We start from the raw sequence: 18259 nt of genomic DNA on the forward strand, positions 1-18259 counted from the left end.
CGTCACGCACCGTCGGCGACGCGCCCACCCGGCGGGATCGGCTCCGGGCCGCCGACCCGGCGGTGTCCCGTCACCCGGACGTCCCCACCTCGCCGGCCCGAGCGGCCGGTGACACGCCATGCACCGCCGATGCGCAGCTCACCGGGCGACCCGCTAGCGTCGGGGCGTGACTCACGCAGCTCCCGTATCCCCCGTCGACCGCGCCGGCCTGCGTCAGCGGGTCGACAAGGCCCTCGCCGGGTTCCTGGCCGGCCAGCGCACCTGGCTGACGGCCGTCGACGAGGCCCTGGTGCCGGTGGCCGAGGCGATCGAGGCGTTCGTGCTGGGCGGCGGCAAGCGGCTGCGCCCCGCGTTCGCGTACTGGGGGTTCCGGGGGGCGGGGGGCGGCGACGCCGACCAGGTGGTGACCGCCCTGGCCGCGCTGGAGTTCGTGCAGGCCAGCGCGCTGATCCACGACGACCTGATGGACCGTTCGGACACCCGGCGCGGCGAGCCGGCGGTGCACCGGCGGTTCGCCGCCCGGCACCGGGGGGCCGGCTGGGGCGGCGACGCCGACGGCTTCGGCGACGCGGCGGCGATCCTGCTCGGCGACCTCTGCCTCGTCTGGTCCGACGAGCTGCTGCACTCCGCCGGGCTGGACCCGCGGATCGTCGCCCGGGCCCGGCCCGTCTTCGACGAGATGCGCACCGAGGTCACCGTCGGGCAGTACCTCGACGTGCTGACGCAGGCCACCGGCGACACGTCGGTGGAGCGCGCGGGCAAGGTCGCCCGGTACAAGTCGGCCAAGTACACCGTCGAGCGTCCGCTGCTGCTGGGCGCGGCGCTCGCCGACGCGCCCGCCCACGTGCGGGCGGCCTACTCGGCGTACGGGCTGCCGCTGGGCGAGGCGTTCCAGCTCCGCGACGACGTGCTCGGGGTGTTCGGCGACCCGGCGCAGACCGGCAAGCCGGCCGGCGACGACCTGCGCGAGGGCAAGCGGACGTACCTCGTGGCGGCGGCCGTGGCGGCAAGCGACGACGCGGGCCGCGCGCTGCTGCTCGGGCGGCTCGGCGATCCGGAGCTGGACGCCGACGGGGTGGCCCGGCTGCGCGAGCTGATCACCTCGACCGGCGCGCTGGCCCGCACCGAGGAGCGGATCGCGGCGCTGACCGAGACGGCGCTCGCCGCGCTGTCGGCCGTCGACCTGGAGACCGAGGCCCGGCAGGCGCTGGTGGACCTCGCCATCGCCGCCACCCGCCGCACCGACTGACCCGCCCGCCACCCCGGCCGGCCGACCTCCGCCACGCGGCCCGGCCCTGGTCCGGCCGGGTGCGGAGGTCGGCCGGAACCGGTCAGAAGCCGAGGGCCTGGGCGCGGCGCTTGACCTCGCGGGCGTGGTCGCCGCCGAGCGTCGCCGCCGGGGTGCCGCCGGAGAGGGTGTCGTCGGGCTCGTAGAGCCAGCGCAACGCCGCCTCGTCGTCGTAACCGGCGTCGGCGAGCAGGGTGAGCACGCCGGGCAGGTGCTTGAGCACGGTGCGGTTGGCCACCAGGTCGGCGGGCACCCGACGCACGCCGTCGCGGCGCACGGCGAGCAGCTCGCGGTCCCGGATCATCTGGTGGACCTTGCTGATCGACAGGTCGAGGCGCTCGGCGACGTCCGGCAGGGCCAGCCAGCCGGCCGGGTCGCTCGGGCCGGCGAGGTCTGCGCCGGAGGCGGCCTGGCCGGAGGGTACGGAGTCGGTCACCCGATCACCCTGCCACGCCCCCGCCCGGACGGCGCGCGGCACCCCCCTCGCCCCGCAGGCGAGGGGCCGGCGGGGGCTCCGGAACCGGTCCCACGCGCGCGGCGCGGGGGGCACCCGGCCATCCGGCTGTAGCATCCGGTGCAACCTCCACCCTCCGGAGACATAGACTGCCTGCCGATGGACACACAGGTCGCCGACACGTTGCTGGGCTCGCTGCTCGACGGGCGCTACCGCATTCGCGGTCGCGTGGCCCGTGGCGGCATGGCGACCGTGTACACCGCCACCGACGAGCGCCTGGAGCGCACCGTCGCAGTCAAGATCATCCACCCGACCCAGGCCACCGAGGCGCGGGCCCGGATGGCCGGGTTCCTGGCGCGCTTCACCGACGAGGCGAAGACCATCGCCCGGCTGACCCACCCGAACGTGGTGGCGGTCTACGACCAGGGCACCCACGCCGGCCTGCCGTACCTGGTCATGGAGTACGTGCGGGGCCGCACCCTGCGCGACGTGCTCGCCGAGCGCCGCCGGCTCAACCCCGACGAGGCGCTAGCGATCATGGAACAGATGCTCGCCGCGATCGCCGCCGCCCACCGCGCCGGCCTGGTCCACCGCGACGTCAAGCCCGAGAACGTGCTGGTCGCCGAGGCCCCCACCGGCGGCGTGGCGAACCTGGTCGACAGCGTCGTCAAGGTCGCCGACTTCGGGCTGGCCCGGGCCGTGGAGGCCAGCTCCGAGGAGGAGCCGGGCAACCAGCTCATGGCCACCGTGGCGTACGTCGCGCCGGAGCTGGTCACCGACGGCCGCTCCGACACCCGCACCGACGTCTACTCGGCCGGCATCGTGCTGTTCGAGATGCTCACCGGCCGGGTCCCCTACGACGGCGACCGCCCGGTGGACGTCGCCTGGCAGCACGTCGACCGGGACGTGCCGGCCCCGTCGACGCTGGTGCCCGGCCTGCCCCGGGTGCTCGACGACCTGGTCGCCCGGGCCACCCGCCGCGACCCGGGCGCGCGCCCCACCGACGCCGGCGCCCTGCTGGCCGAGGTCCAGGTGGCCCGCGACGACCTGGGCAACGCCAACACGCACACCGCCGTGCTGCGCCCGGTGACCGACGAGACCAGCGCGATGGCGCAGCCGACCATGGCGGTCGCGGCGGTCCGCCCGGCCCAGCGGCCCGCCTGGGCGCGGCTGCCCGAGCCCGAACCACAGCGCCCGCACCGGCGGCGGGCCACCCCCGAGCCCGAGGGGCCGCTGGCGCGGCTCGCCGCGCTGCGTACGCAGATCATGGGCGACCCGCGCGGCCGCAAAGGCGTCCTCGCGGCCCTGGTGGTGCTCGGCCTGGTCGTCGCGCTCACCGGCTGGTGGTTCGGGATGGGCCGGTACACGGTCGCCCCGGAGCTGGTCGGCCTCACCAAGGCCGAGGCGGAGGGGCAGGCCGGCCGGGGCGGATTCGTGCTGCGCTACGCCGAGCCCCGCTACGACGAGAAGGTCCCCCGCGACGCCGTCCTGACGCAGGACCCGGCCTCGGCGGCCCGGATCGTCAAGGGCGGCACGATCACCCTCACCCTGTCCCGGGGCCCGGAGCGGCTGCCGGTGCCCGACGTGGTCGGCAAGGACTTCGAGCTGGCCGAGGCGGACCTGACCAACGCCGAGCTGGTGGTGGCCAAGGGCGGCTCCCGCTACGACGACAACCTGCCCGAGGGCGTCGTGGTGGCCACCGACCCGAAGGTCGGCACCGAGGTGAAGCCCGGCGCGAAGGTCACCGTCATCCTCAGCAAGGGCAAGGCGCCGATCTCGGTGCCCAACCTGGTCGGCAAGAACCTCGGCGAGGCCCGCGCCGCCCTGGCCCAGCTCGGCCTGGTCCCGGTGGAGACCTACAAGAAGTCGGACAAGCCGCGCGACGAGATCCTCGGGCAGAGCCCCGCCAGCAGCACCGGCGTGGAGAAGGGCGCCCAGGTCAAGCTCGACGTCAGCGAGGGGCCGCCGCAGGTCGTCGTGCCCCGGGTCGTCGACCTGCCCTGCCAGCAGGCCAAGCAGCAGCTGGAAAGCCAGGGCCTGCCGGTGAACGTGCAGTTCAACCCCAACGGCACCGTCCGGTTCCAGAACCCGGGCGAGAACTCGCAGGTGCCGCCCGGCACCCCGGTCACGATCGGCTGCCTGTGAGCACCCCCGCGCCCCGCCGACCGGTCGGCTCGCACACCCCCACCTCGGGCGGGCTGGCCAAGGCCGCCCTGCCGTACGTCGACGCCGCCGCCTCCGAGGCCGTCCAGGTCTACGTGTCCAACTCCCGGGGCTGGGCGCTGCCGGCAGGCGACCCGGCCCAGGACGCGCTGTTCCGCGACGGCTGCGCCGCGCGCGGGGTGCCCGTGTTCATCCACGCGTCCCTGCTGGTGAACCTGGGCTCACCCACCCCGGCCACGGTCGAGCGGTCCGCGCAGACCCTGGCCCACGCGCTGCGCCGGGGGCGGGCGATCGGCGCCCGGGGCGTGGTCTTCCACGCCGGCAGCGCCGTCGACGCCGGGCACGCCGACGCAGCCCTGCGCCAGGTGCGCGAGGCGCTGCTGCCCCTGCTCGACGAGACCACGGCCACGGACGGCCCGCTGCTGCTGGTGGAGCCGAGCGCGGGCGGCGGCCGGTCCCTGGCCTCCCGGGTGGAGCACCTCGGCCCCTACCTCGACGCGGTGGACCGCCACCCCGGCCTGGGCGTCTGCTTCGACACCTGCCACGCCTGGGCCGCCGGGCACGACCTGGCCGCCGAGGGCGGGATGACGGCCTGCCTGGACACGCTGGTGGCCACGGTGGGGCCCGACCGGCTGCGGCTGGTGCACGCCAACGACTCGAAGGACCTGTGCGGCTCGACCCGGGACCGGCACGAGAACATCGGCAAGGGCAGCATCGGCGAGCCAGCGTTCGCCGAGCTGATGACCCACCCCGCCACGGCCGGCATCCCGATCGTGGTGGAGACCCCGACGGAGAAGCACGAGGGCCACGCCACCGACATCGCCACCCTCAAGCGCCTACACCCCTGACCCCCGCCCTGGGGGCGGGCGGTCAGTGGCGCAGGATCGCCGCCAGGACAGTGGCGGCGAGGTCGACCGCGTCGTCGTCGACGTCGAGATGGGTGACCAGGCGGGCGAGGCGCGGGCCGAGCACCGAGATCAGCACCCCCTCGGCGCGGGCCGCGGCGGCCAGGCCCCGCGCGTCCAGATCGGTCTTCGTCAGGTCGAGCGGGACCAGGTTCGTGCGCACCGGCGACGCGAGCACCCCGAACGGGGCGAGCGCCTCCGCCAGGCGGGCGGCCTTCGCGTGGTCGTGGGCGAGCCGCTCGACGTGGTGCGCGAGGGCGTACCGGCCGGCGGCGGCGAGCACCCCGGCCTGGCGCATCCCGCCGCCCATCCGCTTCCGGATCGTCCGCGCCCGCCCGATCCGCTCCGCGCTGCCCACCACCAGCGAGCCGACCGGCGCGCCGAGGCCCTTGGACAGGCAGACGGACAGGGTGTCGAACAGCGCGCCGTACTCCGCCAGAGGCACCCGGTCGGCCACGTGGGCGTGCCAGATCCGGGCCCCGTCGCAGTGCAGCGCGAGGCCGTCGGCGTCGGCGACCCGGCGCAGCTCGCGCAGCGTGGCCAGGGGGATCACCCCGCCGCCACCCCGGTTGTGGGTCTGCTCGACCGCGATCGCCCGCGTCGGCACCGCGAAGTAGCCGTCCGGCCGGACCATCCCGGCGACCACGCCGGGGTCGAGGCCCGCGCCGGCCGCCGGCCACGTCCGCGACGAGATCCCGCCGTACGCCGCCGCCGCGCCGATCTCGTACGTCACCACGTGCGCGTCGGCGTCGCAGAGCAGCTCGTCGCCCGGTGGCACCACCAGTTGCAGGGCGATCTGGTTGGCCATCGACCCGGTCGGGGCGAACAGCGCCGCCTCGTGCCCGAACAGCGCGGCGACCTCGGCCTCCAGGGCGTTGACCGTCGGGTCCTCGCCGTAGACGTCGTCGCCGACCTCGGCGGCGGCCATCGCCTCCCGCATCCCGGCGGTGGGCCGGGTCACGGTGTCCGACCGCAGGTCGACAACCTGCTGATCAGCCACCGTGCCGCCTCCGGCCGCCGACTGCGGGGCTCGCAAGCTCACTCCTCGCGTCAGCCACGGAGCATCTCCGCCACGAGGAACGCCAACTCCAGCGACTGCTGGGTGTTCAGCCGGGGGTCGCAGGCGGTCTCGTACCGGTCGGGCAGGTCCAGGTCCTCGATGCCCTGCGCGCCGCCGAGGCACTCGGTGACGTCCTCGCCGGTCAGCTCGACGTGCAGGCCGCCCGGGTGGGTCTCCAGCCCCCGGTGCACCTCGAAGTAGCCGAGCACCTCGTCGACGATGCGGTCGAAGTGCCGCGTCTTGTAGCCGTTGGAGGACTCGTGGGTGTTGCCGTGCATCGGGTCGCACTGCCAGACCACCTTGGCGCCGGCGGCGGTGACCTTCGCCACGATCGGCGGCAGGGTGTCGCGGACCTTGTGGTTGCCCATCCGGCTGATCAGCGTCAGCCGGCCGGGGATGTTTTCCGGGTTGAGCTTCTCGCAGAGCTCGATCGCCTCGTCGGGGGTGGTGGTCGGGCCGAGCTTCACGCCGATCGGGTTGGCGATGCGGGAGATGAAGTCGATGTGCGCCCCGTCGATCTGCCGGGTGCGCTCGCCGATCCACAGGAAGTGCCCGGACAGCCCGTACGCCTTGGTGCCGGAGACCCGGGTGAGCGCCCGGTCGTATTCCAGCGCCAGGGCCTCGTGGGAGCAGTAGAGGGTGACCGTGCGCAGCGCGTCGTCCTCGGTCATCCCGCAGGCCTGGATGAACGCGATGGCCCGGTCGATCTCCCGGGCGATCGCCTCGTAGCGCTCGCCGGCCGGGGAGTTCTTGACGAAGCCCTTGTTCCAGTCGTGCACCGCGTGCAGGTCGGCCAGCCCGCCGGCCAGGTACGCCCGGAGCATGTTCATCGCGGCGGCCGAGTTCGCGTACGCCCGGATCATGCGCTGCGGGTCGGCGACTCGGGCCTCCGGCGTGGCCTCCAGCGAGTTGATCAGGTCGCCGCGGTAGGCCGGCAGCCCGCGGGCGTCGGTCGGCAGCGACCGGGGCTTGGTGTATTGCCCAGCGACCCGGGCGACCTTGACCACCGGCAGGGACGCGCCGTAGGTGAGCACGATCGCCATCTGGAGCAGGGTGCGGGCGTTGGCCAGCAGGTGGCTCTCGGTGTTGTCGGCGAAGGTCTCGGCGCAGTCGCCGCCCTGGAGCAGGAACGCCTTGCCCTCGCAGACCAGGGCGAGCTTGCGCCGCAGCTGGTCGACCTCGTACGGCGCGACGACCGACGGCACGGTGTCGAGCACCTTGCAGACCTCGGCGACCTGGGCCTGGTCGGGCCACGGCGGGACCTGCGCGCGGGGCAGCTCCCGCCAGCGGTCGAGGCCGAGGGCGGCGTCCTCGGCGGAGTCGACGGTCGGGCGGCTGGTCTGCAGGCCGGGGCTGCCCACGGCGGGATGGCTCAGCTGATGCCACTCATGGCGCATGACGGAAAGCGTACGGCGACCGCCCGGGCACCCGACGGGCGAGGGGGACGGTTTCCGGCAGTTGGAAGATCAACGCCGACCCGCGGCGTGATCAGGGGGTGACCGACGGCTCCGGGGTGTTCCCGCCCGGCGCCTCGCGCGCCACGCACCAGTCGGCGCCGCTGCGGGTGACGGTGAACAGCAGCGGCCGGGTGGCCTCGCGGGAGCCGGCGGTCACGGTGATCTCCGTGCTGACCTCCTGCCCGCCCGCGCCCGCGCGGACGTCGGTGATCGTCGCCCCGGTCACGGTGAAGTGGTCGGCGAAGTCGCCGTTCGGGCCGGTCGCGGCGGCGTCGAAGGCCGCCTGGGCGGGGGCGCAGAGCTGGCCGCGCCCTGCGGCCACGTCCTTGGCGATCATCGCGTCGAGGTACGCCTGGACCCGCTCCCGCGACTTCGCGGTCGCCTCCTCGGCGGGCGCCCGGCCGGGCTGCTGGGCGGCGTCCTCGTCGTCGCTGCCGCAGCCGAGCAGGGCGAACGGGAGGACCGCGAGTGTCGCGACCAGCGCCGCCCTGGTGGCCACCCTGGTGTTCGTCACGCCCATCCGTCCCTCCCCTCGGCCCCGGCACACCGGGGACGCCGCCGATGGGCGAGTCTGACACATCACCCCCGCGCCACGCCCACGCCGGGCCGCGCCCACGCGCGCCCGAGCCCGGAAACCGCCGTGCGGACGGTTCCCGGGCCCGGGGTGTTAGCAGGGGACCCCTGCTATGCAGAATGCGTTAACAGGGGGCCCTTCCTTGCCTCAGCCGAGGCCGCCGCGGATCGCGCCGATCAGCTCGCCGTTGGTGGTGTCGCCGGACAGTTCCCAGAAGAACGCGCCGCCGAGGCCCTGGTTCTTCGCGTACGTCATCTTGCCGCCGATGGTCGACGGGGTGTCGTAGCTCCACCAGTTGCTGCCGCACTTGGCGTACGCGGTGCCGCCGACCGTGCCCGTGGCCGGGCAGGTGTTCTTGAGCACCTTGTAGTCCTCGATGCCGGCCTCGTAGGTGCCCGGCGCCGCCCCGGTGGCGGAGCCGCCCGGCGCGGACTGGGTCACCCCGGTCCAGCCCCGGCCGTAGAAGCCGATGCCGAGCAGCAGCTTGTCGGCCGGGATCCCCTTGCCCTTGAGCTTCTGGATCGCGGCGTCGGAGTTGAAGCCCGCCTGCGGGATGCCGGTGTAGGAGTAGAGCGGGGAGTGCGGGGCGGTGGGGCCCTGCGCGTTGAAGGCGCCGAAGTAGTCGTACGTCATCGGCATGAGCCAGTTGAGGTTGCCGATCGCCCCGGCGTAGTCGGTGGCGTCGATCTTGCCGCCGTTGCTGCCGTCGGCGGTGATGGCGGCGGTGACCAGGGCCGAGGAGCCGAACTTCGACCGCAGCGCGGAGATCACGTTCTTGAAGGCGTTCGGGCCGCTGGTGTCGCAGGTGAGGCCGCAGGCGTTCGGGTACTCCCAGTCGACGTCGATGCCGTCGAAGACGTCGGCCCAGCGCGGGTCCTCGACCAGGTTGTAGCAGCTCTCGGCGAACGCGGCCGGGTTCTGCGCGGCCTGGGTGAAGCCGCCCGACCAGGTCCAGCCGCCGAAGGACCAGATAACCTTGAGGTGCGGGTACATCTTCTTCAGCTTGCGCAGCTGGTTGAAGCTGCCGCGCAGCGGCTGGTCCCAGGTGTCGGCGACGCCGTCGACGCTGTCGGCCGCCGTGTACGCCTTCTCGTAGTCGGCGTAGCTGTCACCGATGGCGCAGCGGCCGCCGGTGGTGTTGCCGAAGGCGTACAGGATGTGGGTGAGCTTCGCGGCGGAGCCGCTGGTGTGGATGTTCTTGACGTGGTAGTTGCGACCGTAGACGCCCCATTCGGCGAAGTAGCCGACGACCTTCTTGCCGCCGGTGGGCGGGGTCGTGGTCGGTGGCGGCGTGGTGGGCGGCGCGGTCGTGGGGGGTGCGGTCGTCGGCGGCGCGGTCGTGGGGGGTGCGGTCGTCGGCGGGGCGGTGGTGGGGGTGGTCCCTCCGCCGCACGGCGCGCCGTTGATGGTGCAGTTCAGCGGCGCCTGGTAGGCCCCGGTGCCGTTGTAGCCCCAGCTGAAGGTCGCCCCGGGGGCGAGCGGGCCGGCCCAGCTCTTCTTCACCGCGACCCAGTGGTTGCCGCTGCTGGTGACGTCGGCGTCCCAGGCGCTGCTGATGGTGGTGCCGGCGGGCAGGTCGAACTCGATGCGCCAGGTGCTGACGCTGGCGGCGGAGCCGTTGGTGACGGTTACCCGGGTCTCGTGGCCGGTCCCCCAGTCCTGCGCCTTGGCAAACGTGGCGGTCACACTCCCCGCGCCGAACGCCGAGGTCACCGGGACCACCGCGACGGTCACCGCGACCACGGCACCGGCCCAGAGGACCCGGCGGAGCGATCTCTTCATGTGGCGGCTCCCCAAACAGTTAGGAAACTTTCCAAAAGGATGGTGAGACGCTACTCACGCCGTCATCAGTTCGTCAAGATGCACATGCGTCGATCACCGGATAGCGGGCGGTGACGGGCCGCCCCCGCCCGTTGATCGACTCCGTGTCGCCGACGTGGCGGGGTCCCCGCCACTCGGATGCCCCCATGTCGCCGACATGGAGTCGATCACCCCGTCCCACCGGAGGCGCGGACACGGAGGCGCCCGGGGCGGCAGGAAGCCGCCCCGGGCGCGCCGGGGTCAGAGCAGGGACAGGTGACTCGCCGGGCTCAGCCGGCGGCGGAGCGGAACACCGGGTAGTAGCCGCCGGACTGGCCGGCCGCCGTCGGGTGGTACGAGATGCCGATGCTGGCGAAGTTGAGCGCGTGCAGCCACTTCTCGCCGTAGCTGCACAGCTGGTGCCCGACGAAGATGGAGCGGACGTCGGCGAACGTGAAGCCGGCCGAGTTCGCGGCGCTGCGGGTGATGTCGTCGACCAGGTTGATGCCCTCGTTGATCTTCGCCCGCGAGTTCGCGCTCAGGCCGACGCAGACCGTGCCGAGCTGGTAGAAGACCGGGTAGCCGACCACCACCACCCGCGCCGACGGGGCCTTGGACCTGATTCCGCTGTAGACCTTCGCGAGCTTGCCGGACAGCTCGGCGCGCGCCTTGTCCTCGGCGGCCTGCACGGCGGCCACGCACTGGCTCTCGCCGTAGAGCACGCAGGTGGTCATGATGTTGGCGAAGCCGACGTCGTTGCCGCCGATGGTGACGCTGACCAGCGTGGTGGTCGACGACAGCGCGGAGAGCTGGTTGTTGATCACGTCCGTGGTGGTCGCCCCGGAGCAGGCCACCGACTTGTACGACGCGGGCTTGATGTTGGCGTTGTAGAGCGCCGGATACGCGTTGGTGCTGCGCTGGCAGCTCCCGCTCTCCGAGGTGTAGCTGCCGGCGCCGACGCCGGAGGCGTACGAGTCGCCGAGGGCGACGTAGCGGTCGGTGGGCGCCGCCTGGGCGGGGACGGCCAGCGTGAGCGTGGCGCCGATGGACGCCGCGAGGCTCACGGCGAGGGTAACGAGACGGGATCTCCGCACGTCGCACTCCTGGGGGTGGGAAGTGGTAGTCAGAGATAGATACCACCGAATGCACGGTAAATGGAAGATCACCGATCCCTAACAGGGGTGGTCGCTAGGGGGCGGTGGCCGTCCACAAGGGCCGCGGATCCGCCCGTTCGTCGGCGTGTGCGGCGGGCCGCCCGCCGGGCGCGTACCCGAAGATCGTCTCCTGTTCGTCGACACCCCACAGGAGACAACTCGATGATCAACAAGTACGCCGGGCGCTGCGCCACCTGCCACGCCCCGGTGGAGGCCGGCGCCGGCCGGCGCGCCAGCGCCAACGGGGTCTGGAACACGTACCACGACGGGTGCGTGCCGGCCCGGGTCGCGCCGCCCGTCGGACGCCACGGCGGCTGGCACGACCTGCCGGTCGTCGGCTTCGACCTGGAGGGCACCCTGCCCGATCCGATGGAGACGCGGATCGTCTCCGCGGCCCTGGTGCACTCCGACGGCACGGCGCAGGAGTGGCTCGTCGACCCGGGCGTGCCGATCCCCGCCGACGCGACGGCCCGGCACGGCATCACCGACGAGCGGGTGCGCGCCGACGGCCGGCCGGCCCGCGAGGCGCTCGCGGAGCTGGGCACGGCGGTGGCCAAGCTGATCGCCGACTCCACGCCGCTGGTGGCCTTCTGCGCCCCGTACGACGTGACGGCCCTGCACACCGAGCTGGCCCGGCACGGCCTGCCGGCCATCGACTGGGACCGGGCCGTCGTCATCGACCCGTCCGTGCTGCACCAGCAGGTCGAACCCCGGTGGTACGGCCGCCGGCAGCTCGGCGACCTGTGCCGGTACTACGAGGTCACGCTCGACAACGCCCACGACGCGGCCAGCGACGCCCGGGCAGCCGCCGAGCTGGCCCGGTCGATCGCCGCCCGGCACGAGGCCGTCGCCCGGATGCGGCCGGACGCGCTGCACCGGGCGCAGGTCGACTGGCACGCCGAGCAGGCCCGGGGCCTCCAGCTCTCCTTCGACCGGCGGGGCATCGACAGGACGGTCAGCACCCAGTGGCCGCTGGAGACGACGCCGCGCGACTGACCCCGGCCGGGGCACGGTGCGGCCCGGCCGTGCCCCGTGGTGAGCGCGGGGGCGTGAGACGGTGTGCGGTGGCGGCTAGGCTGCGCCGTGTGCAGTTGGTGAGCGCGGACGACATCACGGCGGCGCAGCGGCGGATCGGCGGGCGGGTCGTCCGCACCCCGCTGCTGGCCTGCACGCACATCGGCGACGAGTACGGCCTCGACCTGTGGGTCAAGGCGGAGAACCTGCAGCACACCGGCAGCTTCAAGACCCGCGGGGTGCTCAACGCGCTGCTCGCGCTCACCGAACGCGCCGGCCGACCGGCCGGCCTGGCGGCCTTCTCGGCCGGCAACCACGCGATGGCCGTGGCGTACGCCGGCCAGGCGTACGCCCTGCCCACCGTGGTGTGCATGCCGCCGCACGCGGTGCCGACCAAGATCGAGGCGGTCCGCCGGTACGGCGGGGAGGTCGTGCTCACCGACGACCTGCTCGGCACCTGCGAGGCCATCGCGGCGGAACGCGGATACCACCTGCTGCCGCCGTTCGACGACCCGGACGTCATCGCCGGCCAGGCCACCATCGGCCGGGAGATCCTGGCCGACGGCCCGCCGCCGGGGCTGGTCCTGGTGCCGGTGGGCGGCGGTGGGCTGATCAGCGGCGTGGCGGCGGCGGTACGGGCGGCGGCACCGACCGCGCGGATCGTCGGGGTGGAGCCGGCCACCGCCAACGCCGTCGGGCACGCCCTGCGCACCGGGGGCGCGGCCCCGGCCACGCCGCCACGGTCGATGGCGGACGGGCTGGCCGCCCCCTTCGCCGGCCGGCACACCCTGGCCCACATCCAGGCCCTGGTGGACGACGTGGTGGAGGTCGCCGAGGACGCGATCTGGGGCGCGTGGTGGGAGCTGCTGGACGCCACGAAGCTCCTGGTCGAGCCGTCCGCCGCCGTCACCTACGCGGCGCTGCGCACCGGCCTGGTCAGTGCCGCGTCGTGCACCCGCGTGGTGCTGGTGCTCAGCGGCGGCAACGTCTCACCGGCGGCGCTGGCCACCCTGCGCTGACCCTCCTTCACACCCGGCGGCGGCCGGCGAAGCCGCACTCGACGCGGTGGTACCAGCGCACGTCGGAGTCGCCCTCCAGCCAGCACCACAGCACCGGGCGGCCACCCCGCTCGCCGGGGAAGTCCAGCAGCACCGGGGCGATGCCCTTGACCTGGATGTCGTGCTCGTGCAGCTCGTCCACGACGCCGTGCAGGCGGGCCTCCAGACCCTTGACCTCGGCGAGGCCGCCGAGCGGACTCAGCCCGCCGTCGGCGAGGTCGGCGCGCAGCTCGGCGAGGTCGGCGCGGAGCCGGATCAACTCGTCGATGCGCGGTTGCAGGGTGGCCACGAGGTGACGCGCCTGGGCGAGGGTGAACACCGCGCCAGTATGGGGCACGGGCCTCCTCTCGCGCAGGGGTGTCGATGGTGGGAATGCTCGGGTCTAACCGCCTTCGGCGAGGTAACGGGGGACCCGGTGCGCGAACCTGATCGCCCGGCAACCGGCCAGGCCGTTCAGGACGTCGTCCACACTGAGCTTCGGCCGGGACGCTGGGCACAAGGACACAGGCGTCCAGCACGGCAACGATCATCAGCGGGCGGTCACTCGTCGGGTTGGTCGTCCGAAGGCTGACGGCCGCGCCGGATCGCCTCGTCGTAGACGCCCATGTCGATCGCGTCCGCCGTCAACTCGTCCAGCGCCTCACGGCGCGCTCTCGACCGGCGTTCCTTGTAGGCCAGCACGTCGTGCAACGCGACCCGGCGGCTGGAATTGGGGCGGGTGTAGGGCAGCACGCCATCGTTCATCAGCTTGACCACCGTCGGGCGGGTCACGCCCAGGATCGCGGCGGCCTCCCCGGTCGACAGCTCGACGTTCTCCGCCATCACCCGCACCGGCCGCCCCCGGCCCAGGATCGACACCACTTCGGCAAGGGCCTCGCCCACCACGGACGGCACGTCGACCGGTTCTCCGCCGTCGACGATCAGTTGCAGCCGCCGCCCCCGTAGCGACCGCCGGGCGAAGCGTCGCAGCTCGTCACCGTTGGGCGCCGATCCGCCTGCGGGTACCACCGTCACAAGATCCTCCGACATCGTCGATCCCGTCACCACGATACCCACCAAAACGAAAAAAACGATAAGGTTAGGCAACAGGCTCGGTCGGCAGATGGATGCGCTCGGCCGGGACCCCGGCGGCGAGCAGCCGCAGCCGCGACCCGGCCAGCATCGGCGGCGGCCCGCACAGGTGGACCTCCTGCCCCGGCCGGTAGTGGTCCAGGGCCACGGTCAGCGCGTCGCCCCGCTCCCCCGCCCCGGCGAGCGGGTCGTGTGACAACGCCGGCACCAGGGTCAGCCAGTCGTGGGCGCGCTGGAGCTTGTCGAGGCTGACCGAGTCGTAGAGGTCTGCGAAGGCACGCGCGCCGACGACCAGGGTCACCCGCCGCCCGGCCGGGGCTGCGGCGACCTGCTCGACGAGGACACGCAGCGGCGCGAGCCCGGTGCCGCCGGCCACCAGCAGCAGGTCCGCCCGCGAGGCCGGGTCCAGGCCCAGCCCGACGTCGCGCGGCGGGCCGAGCCAGAGCGGGTCGCCGGGGCGTACCGCGTGGACCAGGGCGCGGGAGACGGCCGCGACCGCCCGGACGTGCAGCTCCACGGTGCCGTCGGGGCGCGGGGCGTTGGCCGGGGAGTACCAGCGCCACCGGCCGGGCCAGCGCTCGGTGCAGACCGGCACCGCCTGGCCGGGTCGGAAGGGCAGGCGTCGCCAGGGGCGTACGGTCAGGATCGCGACGCCCTCGACGGGCCGGTCGTGGCCGACGACCTGCGCCGGCCACCAGGCCGGGCCGCCGCCGGCCCGTTCGGCCGCGCGGGTCACCGCCGCCGACGCCCGCCGCGCGGCCTGCGCCCAGGCCGCCGCCAGCTCCGGCGGGCCGGGCACGTGTCGGGCGACGGTGGCGGCGAGCGCGGCCTCCACGGCATGCTGGTGCGGCAGCAGGCGATGGCGGCGGTAGGCGTGGCCGAGCACGGCCAGCAGCGCCGCCCGCCCGGCCGGGTCGTCGCCGCCGGAGGCCAGCCGCCCCAGCGCGGCGAGGAACACGGCTGCTTCCCTCGCCGGCAGCCGCCCCGGGCAGCGCTCCTCGACCGCGCGCCAGAAGCCGTCGGCCGCCACGCGGACGTGCCGCAGCAGGGTGGACCACGACGCGGCCAGGGCGGCGGTCACGCGCCGGCCTCGTCGGCGAAGGCCCGCCGGGCCGCGTCCACCGCGCCGGCCGGCACGTCGAGCGCCCACAGCACCCCGGCCAGATAATCGACCACGCGGCGGTGCTGCTCCTCGGTCAGGCCCAGGCCGCGCCACGCCCCGGCCGCCGGCCGCGCGATGTCGCCCGCCGGCCCGCCGAGCGCCACCGTGAGCGTCAGCGCCAGGTGCCCGGCGAGCCGGGCCCGATCGACCCCGATCAGGTACGGCGCCAGCTCGGCGTCCGCCGCCACCAGCCGCAGCCAGCGGGCCACCGCGTCGCGCACCCCCGCCGACCCGAGCGCTTCCACGGGGTACGGCCCGAGCCCGGTCACGACCACCGCCAAGTGCTCGGCATCGTTGGCGTGGAGAGTCCTTCCGTCGGGATCGCGAGGTGAGACGGCACCGGGGCGGGCGGGGACGGCGGATGCGCTGGGGGCCGCACCCCACCGGAGCCAGCACCCGCCCCGGGCCATGCGTCCACCCTTCCGACCACGACGAATCCACCCCAGGGCAGCAACTTGGCGAAACATGCGCAGAGGTGTTGCATCACGATCACCGAGGGGAGTAACTGTGTAGTACCGCTCAATCACGTTCCGCAATGGAAGGTGCCGTGATGGCCCTGAGGCGACACCGCTTGGCCCAGCGACGAAAGACGGTCGGCTACACCCAGGAGAGCCTCGCGGAGAAGCTTGGCGTCGACCGCACCACCGTCGTTCGGTGGGAACGCGCCGAGTCGGAGCCGCAGCCATGGGCCCGGCCACGGCTCGCCGATGCGCTCAGGGTCTCACCGGACGAACTGAGTGAGTTGTTCGCCGACGTTGGCCCTGCTCGAACGCAGCGCGGCGACCGGCTGTTCGCCGCGTTGAAGAACCCCCAAACAACGGACCTTGCCGCTGTCACACACCTGCGGCAGGAACTTGCTCGGCTGATCGACAGCTACGACGCCAGCCCTTCCGTCGCGATCCTGCCGGATGCAAGCCGACTGCACAGCGAGGTGAACCTTCTGCGCGCACACGCCACCGGCGAGGCCGTCCGCCGCGCCCTGCGCGGCGTCGAAGCGGCAGCCTCGATCTTCATGGGCCAACTCGTCTGGGACGCGTCGCAGCGGAGGAACGCCCAGGCTGCGCTGAACTACTACGACCAGGCGACACATGCCGCGATGCAGAACAACGATGCCGAGGCCGAAGCGCAGGCGCGACTTCGCCGAGGTTTCATAGCGCTCTACAGCGAGGGTGATCCGAAGAGTGGTCTCGCTCAAGCAGCTCAGGCCGCCCAACTCGCCTCCCGCTTCGGTGACCACACCCTGTCCGCCGTTGCCCTGCTGCATGTCGGCGAGGCCAACGCGATGATGGGCGAACGCTCGGCCTGCGAACGAGCCCTCAGCCAAGCGGAGAGTCACCTGGCCCGCATGGATGGTGATGACCGGGCAACCGACCCCACCTCAGCCGGGCAACTCAACCGGCTGGCCGGCTCCTGCTACCTCCGCCTCGGCGAGCCCAAGCGTGCTCAGTCTCTGCTCGAAGGCGTTCCCCCTGGCATCCAGGAGCGCCGGAAGTCGCATGCCATCGTCCTCGGCAATCTCGCGTTGGCTCACCTTCGGCAGCGCGACCTTGACGGCGCAACCGAGATGCTGCACCAGGTGATCGACGCAATCGAGGAAACTCGCGGCGGCGGTGCGGTCAACGTCCTGTTTGCCGCCAGCCGTGAGCTGCGACCATGGCGAGACCGGCCGGACGTCCAGGAAGTCACGGACCGGACGCTCGCGCTGATGTCGTCCTGAGGAGAGCGCATGAACACTGAGAAGGCAAAACGCGAGGTGCGCGAAGCCGTATGGTCACGGCTGGAGCAGGCTGGGCAGGCGCTTCCCCCCGGCGCTCACGGGCGCATCCCCGACTTCGTCGGAGCCGAGCTGGCCGCCGAACGGCTCGCACAGCATGATGCGTGGCGTAGCGCCGGCGTCGTCAAGTCCAACCCGGACAAGGCCCAACTGCCCGTGAGGCTACGGGCGCTTGCCGACGGCAAGCTCCTCTACATGGCGGTGCCGAAGATCGCCGATATCCGGCCCTTCTATCTGCTCGATCCCGCCAATCTCGACGCAGCACCCGCCAACGTCGCGACTGGCAGCGGCGCGGCGGACCACGCGCCGAAGGTGGGCATCAGCGAGATGCGGCCGGTGGATCTGGTGGTGTGCGGCAGCGTCGCGGTCAACCGTGACGGCGTGCGGATCGGGAAGGGCGCAGGCTATTCAGACATCGAAGTCGGGCTGCTCACCGAGGCGGGCCTGGTCGGCCCGTCCACCATCCTCGCGACGACGGTCCATCCATTGCAGATCGTCGACGGGCCACTCCCCGAGTCGTCGCACGACTTCGGCCTCGATCTGATCATTACCCCGGATGAGGTGATCAAGTGCCGGCGACGGCAGCGCCCGACCGGCATCTACTGGGACAGCCTCAGCGCCCAGAAGATCGACGCCATCCCAGTCCTCAAGGCATCAGCGGCGTCGGGATGAGGCCGGCATGATCAGCACGCAGAAGGCGTTGATCGTCATCGACATGCAGAACGGCTTCATCAACGACCAGAGCCGGCACGTCATCCCCAAGGTCGTGGAACTGGTCGAGCGGTGGGAGGCCACGGGCCGCCCGGTCGTCTTCACCCGCTACCACAATTACCCGGGCAGCCCCTTCGAGAGGCTGATCCACTGGTCAAAGATGCAGCACGCGCCGGAGACGGAGATCGTGCCCAAGTTGCAGCCGCACGTTGCTCGGGCGCGTGCCGTTCTCGACAAGCGCATCTACTCGTACTTCCCGAGCGAGGGAGCGGACATCGCCGCCTAGTACTGCAACGGCGGGTCGTGACTTATGGTGGTTCGAGTCGTTTGCGGTAGTGGGCGGCTCGGGCTTGTTCCTGACGGCGGCGGCGCCAGGTTGACCAGTGCAGCACGTGATCGGCCACGGTGCGTCCGATGAGGACGAGTTTGCCGAGCAGGCGGCGGATCTCGTTGCTGCTCAACGGGATCAGGCTGCCCTCGCTGCCCGTGGCGCCCCCTTTTCGGCTTCAACGGCGCGGGTGACGACGAGGAACGCGGCGGCGGCCATGGCCAGGGTGATGTGGCCGTACCAGGCGTCGTAGCGGCGGACCTGGTACTGGTCCAGGCCGACCTCG

The 18259-nt window shown here is 73.1% G+C and carries 19 protein-coding genes and 1 pseudogene; 8 read left to right on the plus strand and 12 right to left on the minus strand.

The window, feature by feature from the left end:
• Positions 1–166: 166 nt before the first annotated feature.
• Positions 167–1249, plus strand: coding sequence for a polyprenyl synthetase family protein (locus GA0070558_RS11645; protein ID WP_077939027.1), 1083 nt, complete (start codon positions 167–169; stop codon positions 1247–1249).
• A gap of 82 nt (positions 1250–1331) precedes the next feature.
• Here GA0070558_RS11645 and GA0070558_RS11650 read toward each other — a convergent pair whose 3' ends face one another.
• Positions 1332–1724, minus strand: coding sequence for an Rv2175c family DNA-binding protein (locus GA0070558_RS11650; protein ID WP_043969299.1), 393 nt, complete (start codon positions 1722–1724; stop codon positions 1332–1334).
• Positions 1725–1901: 177 nt separating this feature from the next.
• Between GA0070558_RS11650 and pknB the strand changes: the two genes are divergently transcribed.
• Together pknB and GA0070558_RS11660 are read left to right on the plus strand one after the other, a co-directional pair.
• Entirely contained in the window at positions 1902–3887 is a 1986-nt protein-coding gene (gene pknB, locus GA0070558_RS11655; RefSeq protein WP_091278384.1) for a Stk1 family PASTA domain-containing Ser/Thr kinase, read from the plus strand.
• Positions 3884–4753, plus strand: a complete 870-nt coding sequence (locus GA0070558_RS11660; RefSeq protein ID WP_091278386.1) for a deoxyribonuclease IV — start codon at positions 3884–3886, stop codon at positions 4751–4753. The genes pknB and GA0070558_RS11660 overlap by 4 nt, the downstream gene beginning before the upstream one ends.
• A 22-nt stretch (positions 4754–4775) precedes the next feature.
• Here the strand turns inward: GA0070558_RS11660 and GA0070558_RS11665 are convergent, their stop codons facing one another.
• The 5 genes from GA0070558_RS11665 to GA0070558_RS11685 form a co-directional block, all read right to left on the minus strand.
• Positions 4776–5810 (minus strand): threonine aldolase family protein, encoded by a 1035-nt coding sequence (locus GA0070558_RS11665; protein WP_091278448.1) that lies wholly within the window; start codon positions 5808–5810, stop codon positions 4776–4778.
• Between the two features lie 50 nt (positions 5811–5860).
• A complete protein-coding gene (locus GA0070558_RS11670) occupies positions 5861–7267 on the minus strand; it encodes a class II 3-deoxy-7-phosphoheptulonate synthase (protein WP_091278388.1) in 1407 nt (468 codons plus the stop codon).
• Positions 7268–7358: 91 nt separating this feature from the next.
• On the minus strand, positions 7359–7847 hold the full coding sequence (locus GA0070558_RS11675; protein ID WP_256091881.1) for a hypothetical protein: 489 nt from the start codon (positions 7845–7847) through the stop codon (positions 7359–7361).
• Between the two features lie 201 nt (positions 7848–8048).
• Complete coding sequence (locus GA0070558_RS11680; RefSeq protein ID WP_091278390.1) at positions 8049–9683, minus strand: glycosyl hydrolase family 18 protein; 1635 nt, start codon at positions 9681–9683, stop codon at positions 8049–8051.
• Between the two features lie 308 nt (positions 9684–9991).
• Positions 9992–10795, minus strand: a complete 804-nt coding sequence (locus tag GA0070558_RS11685; protein ID WP_077939020.1) for an SGNH/GDSL hydrolase family protein — start codon at positions 10793–10795, stop codon at positions 9992–9994.
• Between the two features lie 222 nt (positions 10796–11017).
• On the opposite strand from GA0070558_RS11685, the gene GA0070558_RS11690 reads away from it, so the two are divergent.
• A complete protein-coding gene (locus GA0070558_RS11690) occupies positions 11018–11851 on the plus strand; it encodes an exonuclease domain-containing protein (protein ID WP_176734185.1) in 834 nt (277 codons plus the stop codon).
• Between the two features lie 89 nt (positions 11852–11940).
• Positions 11941–12888, plus strand: coding sequence for a threonine ammonia-lyase (locus GA0070558_RS11695; RefSeq protein WP_043967225.1), 948 nt, complete (start codon positions 11941–11943; stop codon positions 12886–12888).
• Between the two features lie 7 nt (positions 12889–12895).
• On the opposite strand, the gene GA0070558_RS11700 is transcribed toward GA0070558_RS11695, so the two are convergent.
• The 4 genes from GA0070558_RS11700 to GA0070558_RS11715 all read right to left on the minus strand — a co-directional run bounded on the left by GA0070558_RS11700 (position 12896) and on the right by GA0070558_RS11715 (position 15435).
• Positions 12896–13246, minus strand: coding sequence for a DUF2203 domain-containing protein (locus GA0070558_RS11700; RefSeq protein WP_043967223.1), 351 nt, complete (start codon positions 13244–13246; stop codon positions 12896–12898).
• A gap of 221 nt (positions 13247–13467) precedes the next feature.
• Positions 13468–13983, minus strand: a complete 516-nt coding sequence (locus GA0070558_RS11705) for a helix-turn-helix domain-containing protein (protein ID WP_141722204.1) — start codon at positions 13981–13983, stop codon at positions 13468–13470.
• Positions 13984–14005: 22 nt separating this feature from the next.
• The gene (locus tag GA0070558_RS34860; protein ID WP_091278400.1) at positions 14006–15079 is read right to left on the minus strand and encodes a ferredoxin reductase domain-containing protein; all 1074 of its coding nucleotides are present in this window, start codon (positions 15077–15079) and stop codon (positions 14006–14008) included.
• Positions 15076–15435, minus strand: coding sequence for a globin family protein (locus GA0070558_RS11715; RefSeq protein ID WP_256091885.1), 360 nt, complete (start codon positions 15433–15435; stop codon positions 15076–15078). Before GA0070558_RS11715 ends, GA0070558_RS34860 begins: the two co-directional genes overlap by 4 nt.
• A 275-nt stretch (positions 15436–15710) precedes the next feature.
• Here GA0070558_RS11715 and GA0070558_RS11720 point away from each other — a divergent pair, with 275 nt between their 5' ends.
• From GA0070558_RS11720 to GA0070558_RS11730, 3 genes are read left to right on the plus strand one after another with little or no spacing between them, the layout of a single operon-like run.
• On the plus strand, positions 15711–16877 hold the full coding sequence (locus GA0070558_RS11720) for a helix-turn-helix transcriptional regulator (RefSeq protein ID WP_176734186.1): 1167 nt from the start codon (positions 15711–15713) through the stop codon (positions 16875–16877).
• Between the two features lie 9 nt (positions 16878–16886).
• The gene (locus tag GA0070558_RS11725; protein WP_091278404.1) at positions 16887–17606 is read left to right on the plus strand and encodes a 5-formyltetrahydrofolate cyclo-ligase; all 720 of its coding nucleotides are present in this window, start codon (positions 16887–16889) and stop codon (positions 17604–17606) included.
• Positions 17607–17613: 7 nt separating this feature from the next.
• Complete coding sequence (locus GA0070558_RS11730) at positions 17614–17931, plus strand: cysteine hydrolase family protein (RefSeq protein ID WP_256091882.1); 318 nt, start codon at positions 17614–17616, stop codon at positions 17929–17931.
• Between the two features lie 22 nt (positions 17932–17953).
• On the opposite strand, the gene GA0070558_RS33375 is transcribed toward GA0070558_RS11730, so the two are convergent.
• Together GA0070558_RS33375 and GA0070558_RS32795 are read right to left on the minus strand one after the other, a co-directional pair.
• Positions 17954–18106: a hypothetical protein gene (locus tag GA0070558_RS33375; protein ID WP_176734187.1), complete on the minus strand. Its 153-nt coding sequence runs from the start codon at positions 18104–18106 to the stop codon at positions 17954–17956.
• A 5-nt stretch (positions 18107–18111) separates the two neighbouring features.
• Positions 18112–18259 (minus strand): annotated as a pseudogene (locus tag GA0070558_RS32795) (IS701 family transposase); the annotation flags it as partial.

This window comes from Micromonospora haikouensis (genome assembly GCF_900091595.1).
Classification (GTDB): domain Bacteria; phylum Actinomycetota; class Actinomycetes; order Mycobacteriales; family Micromonosporaceae; genus Micromonospora; species Micromonospora haikouensis.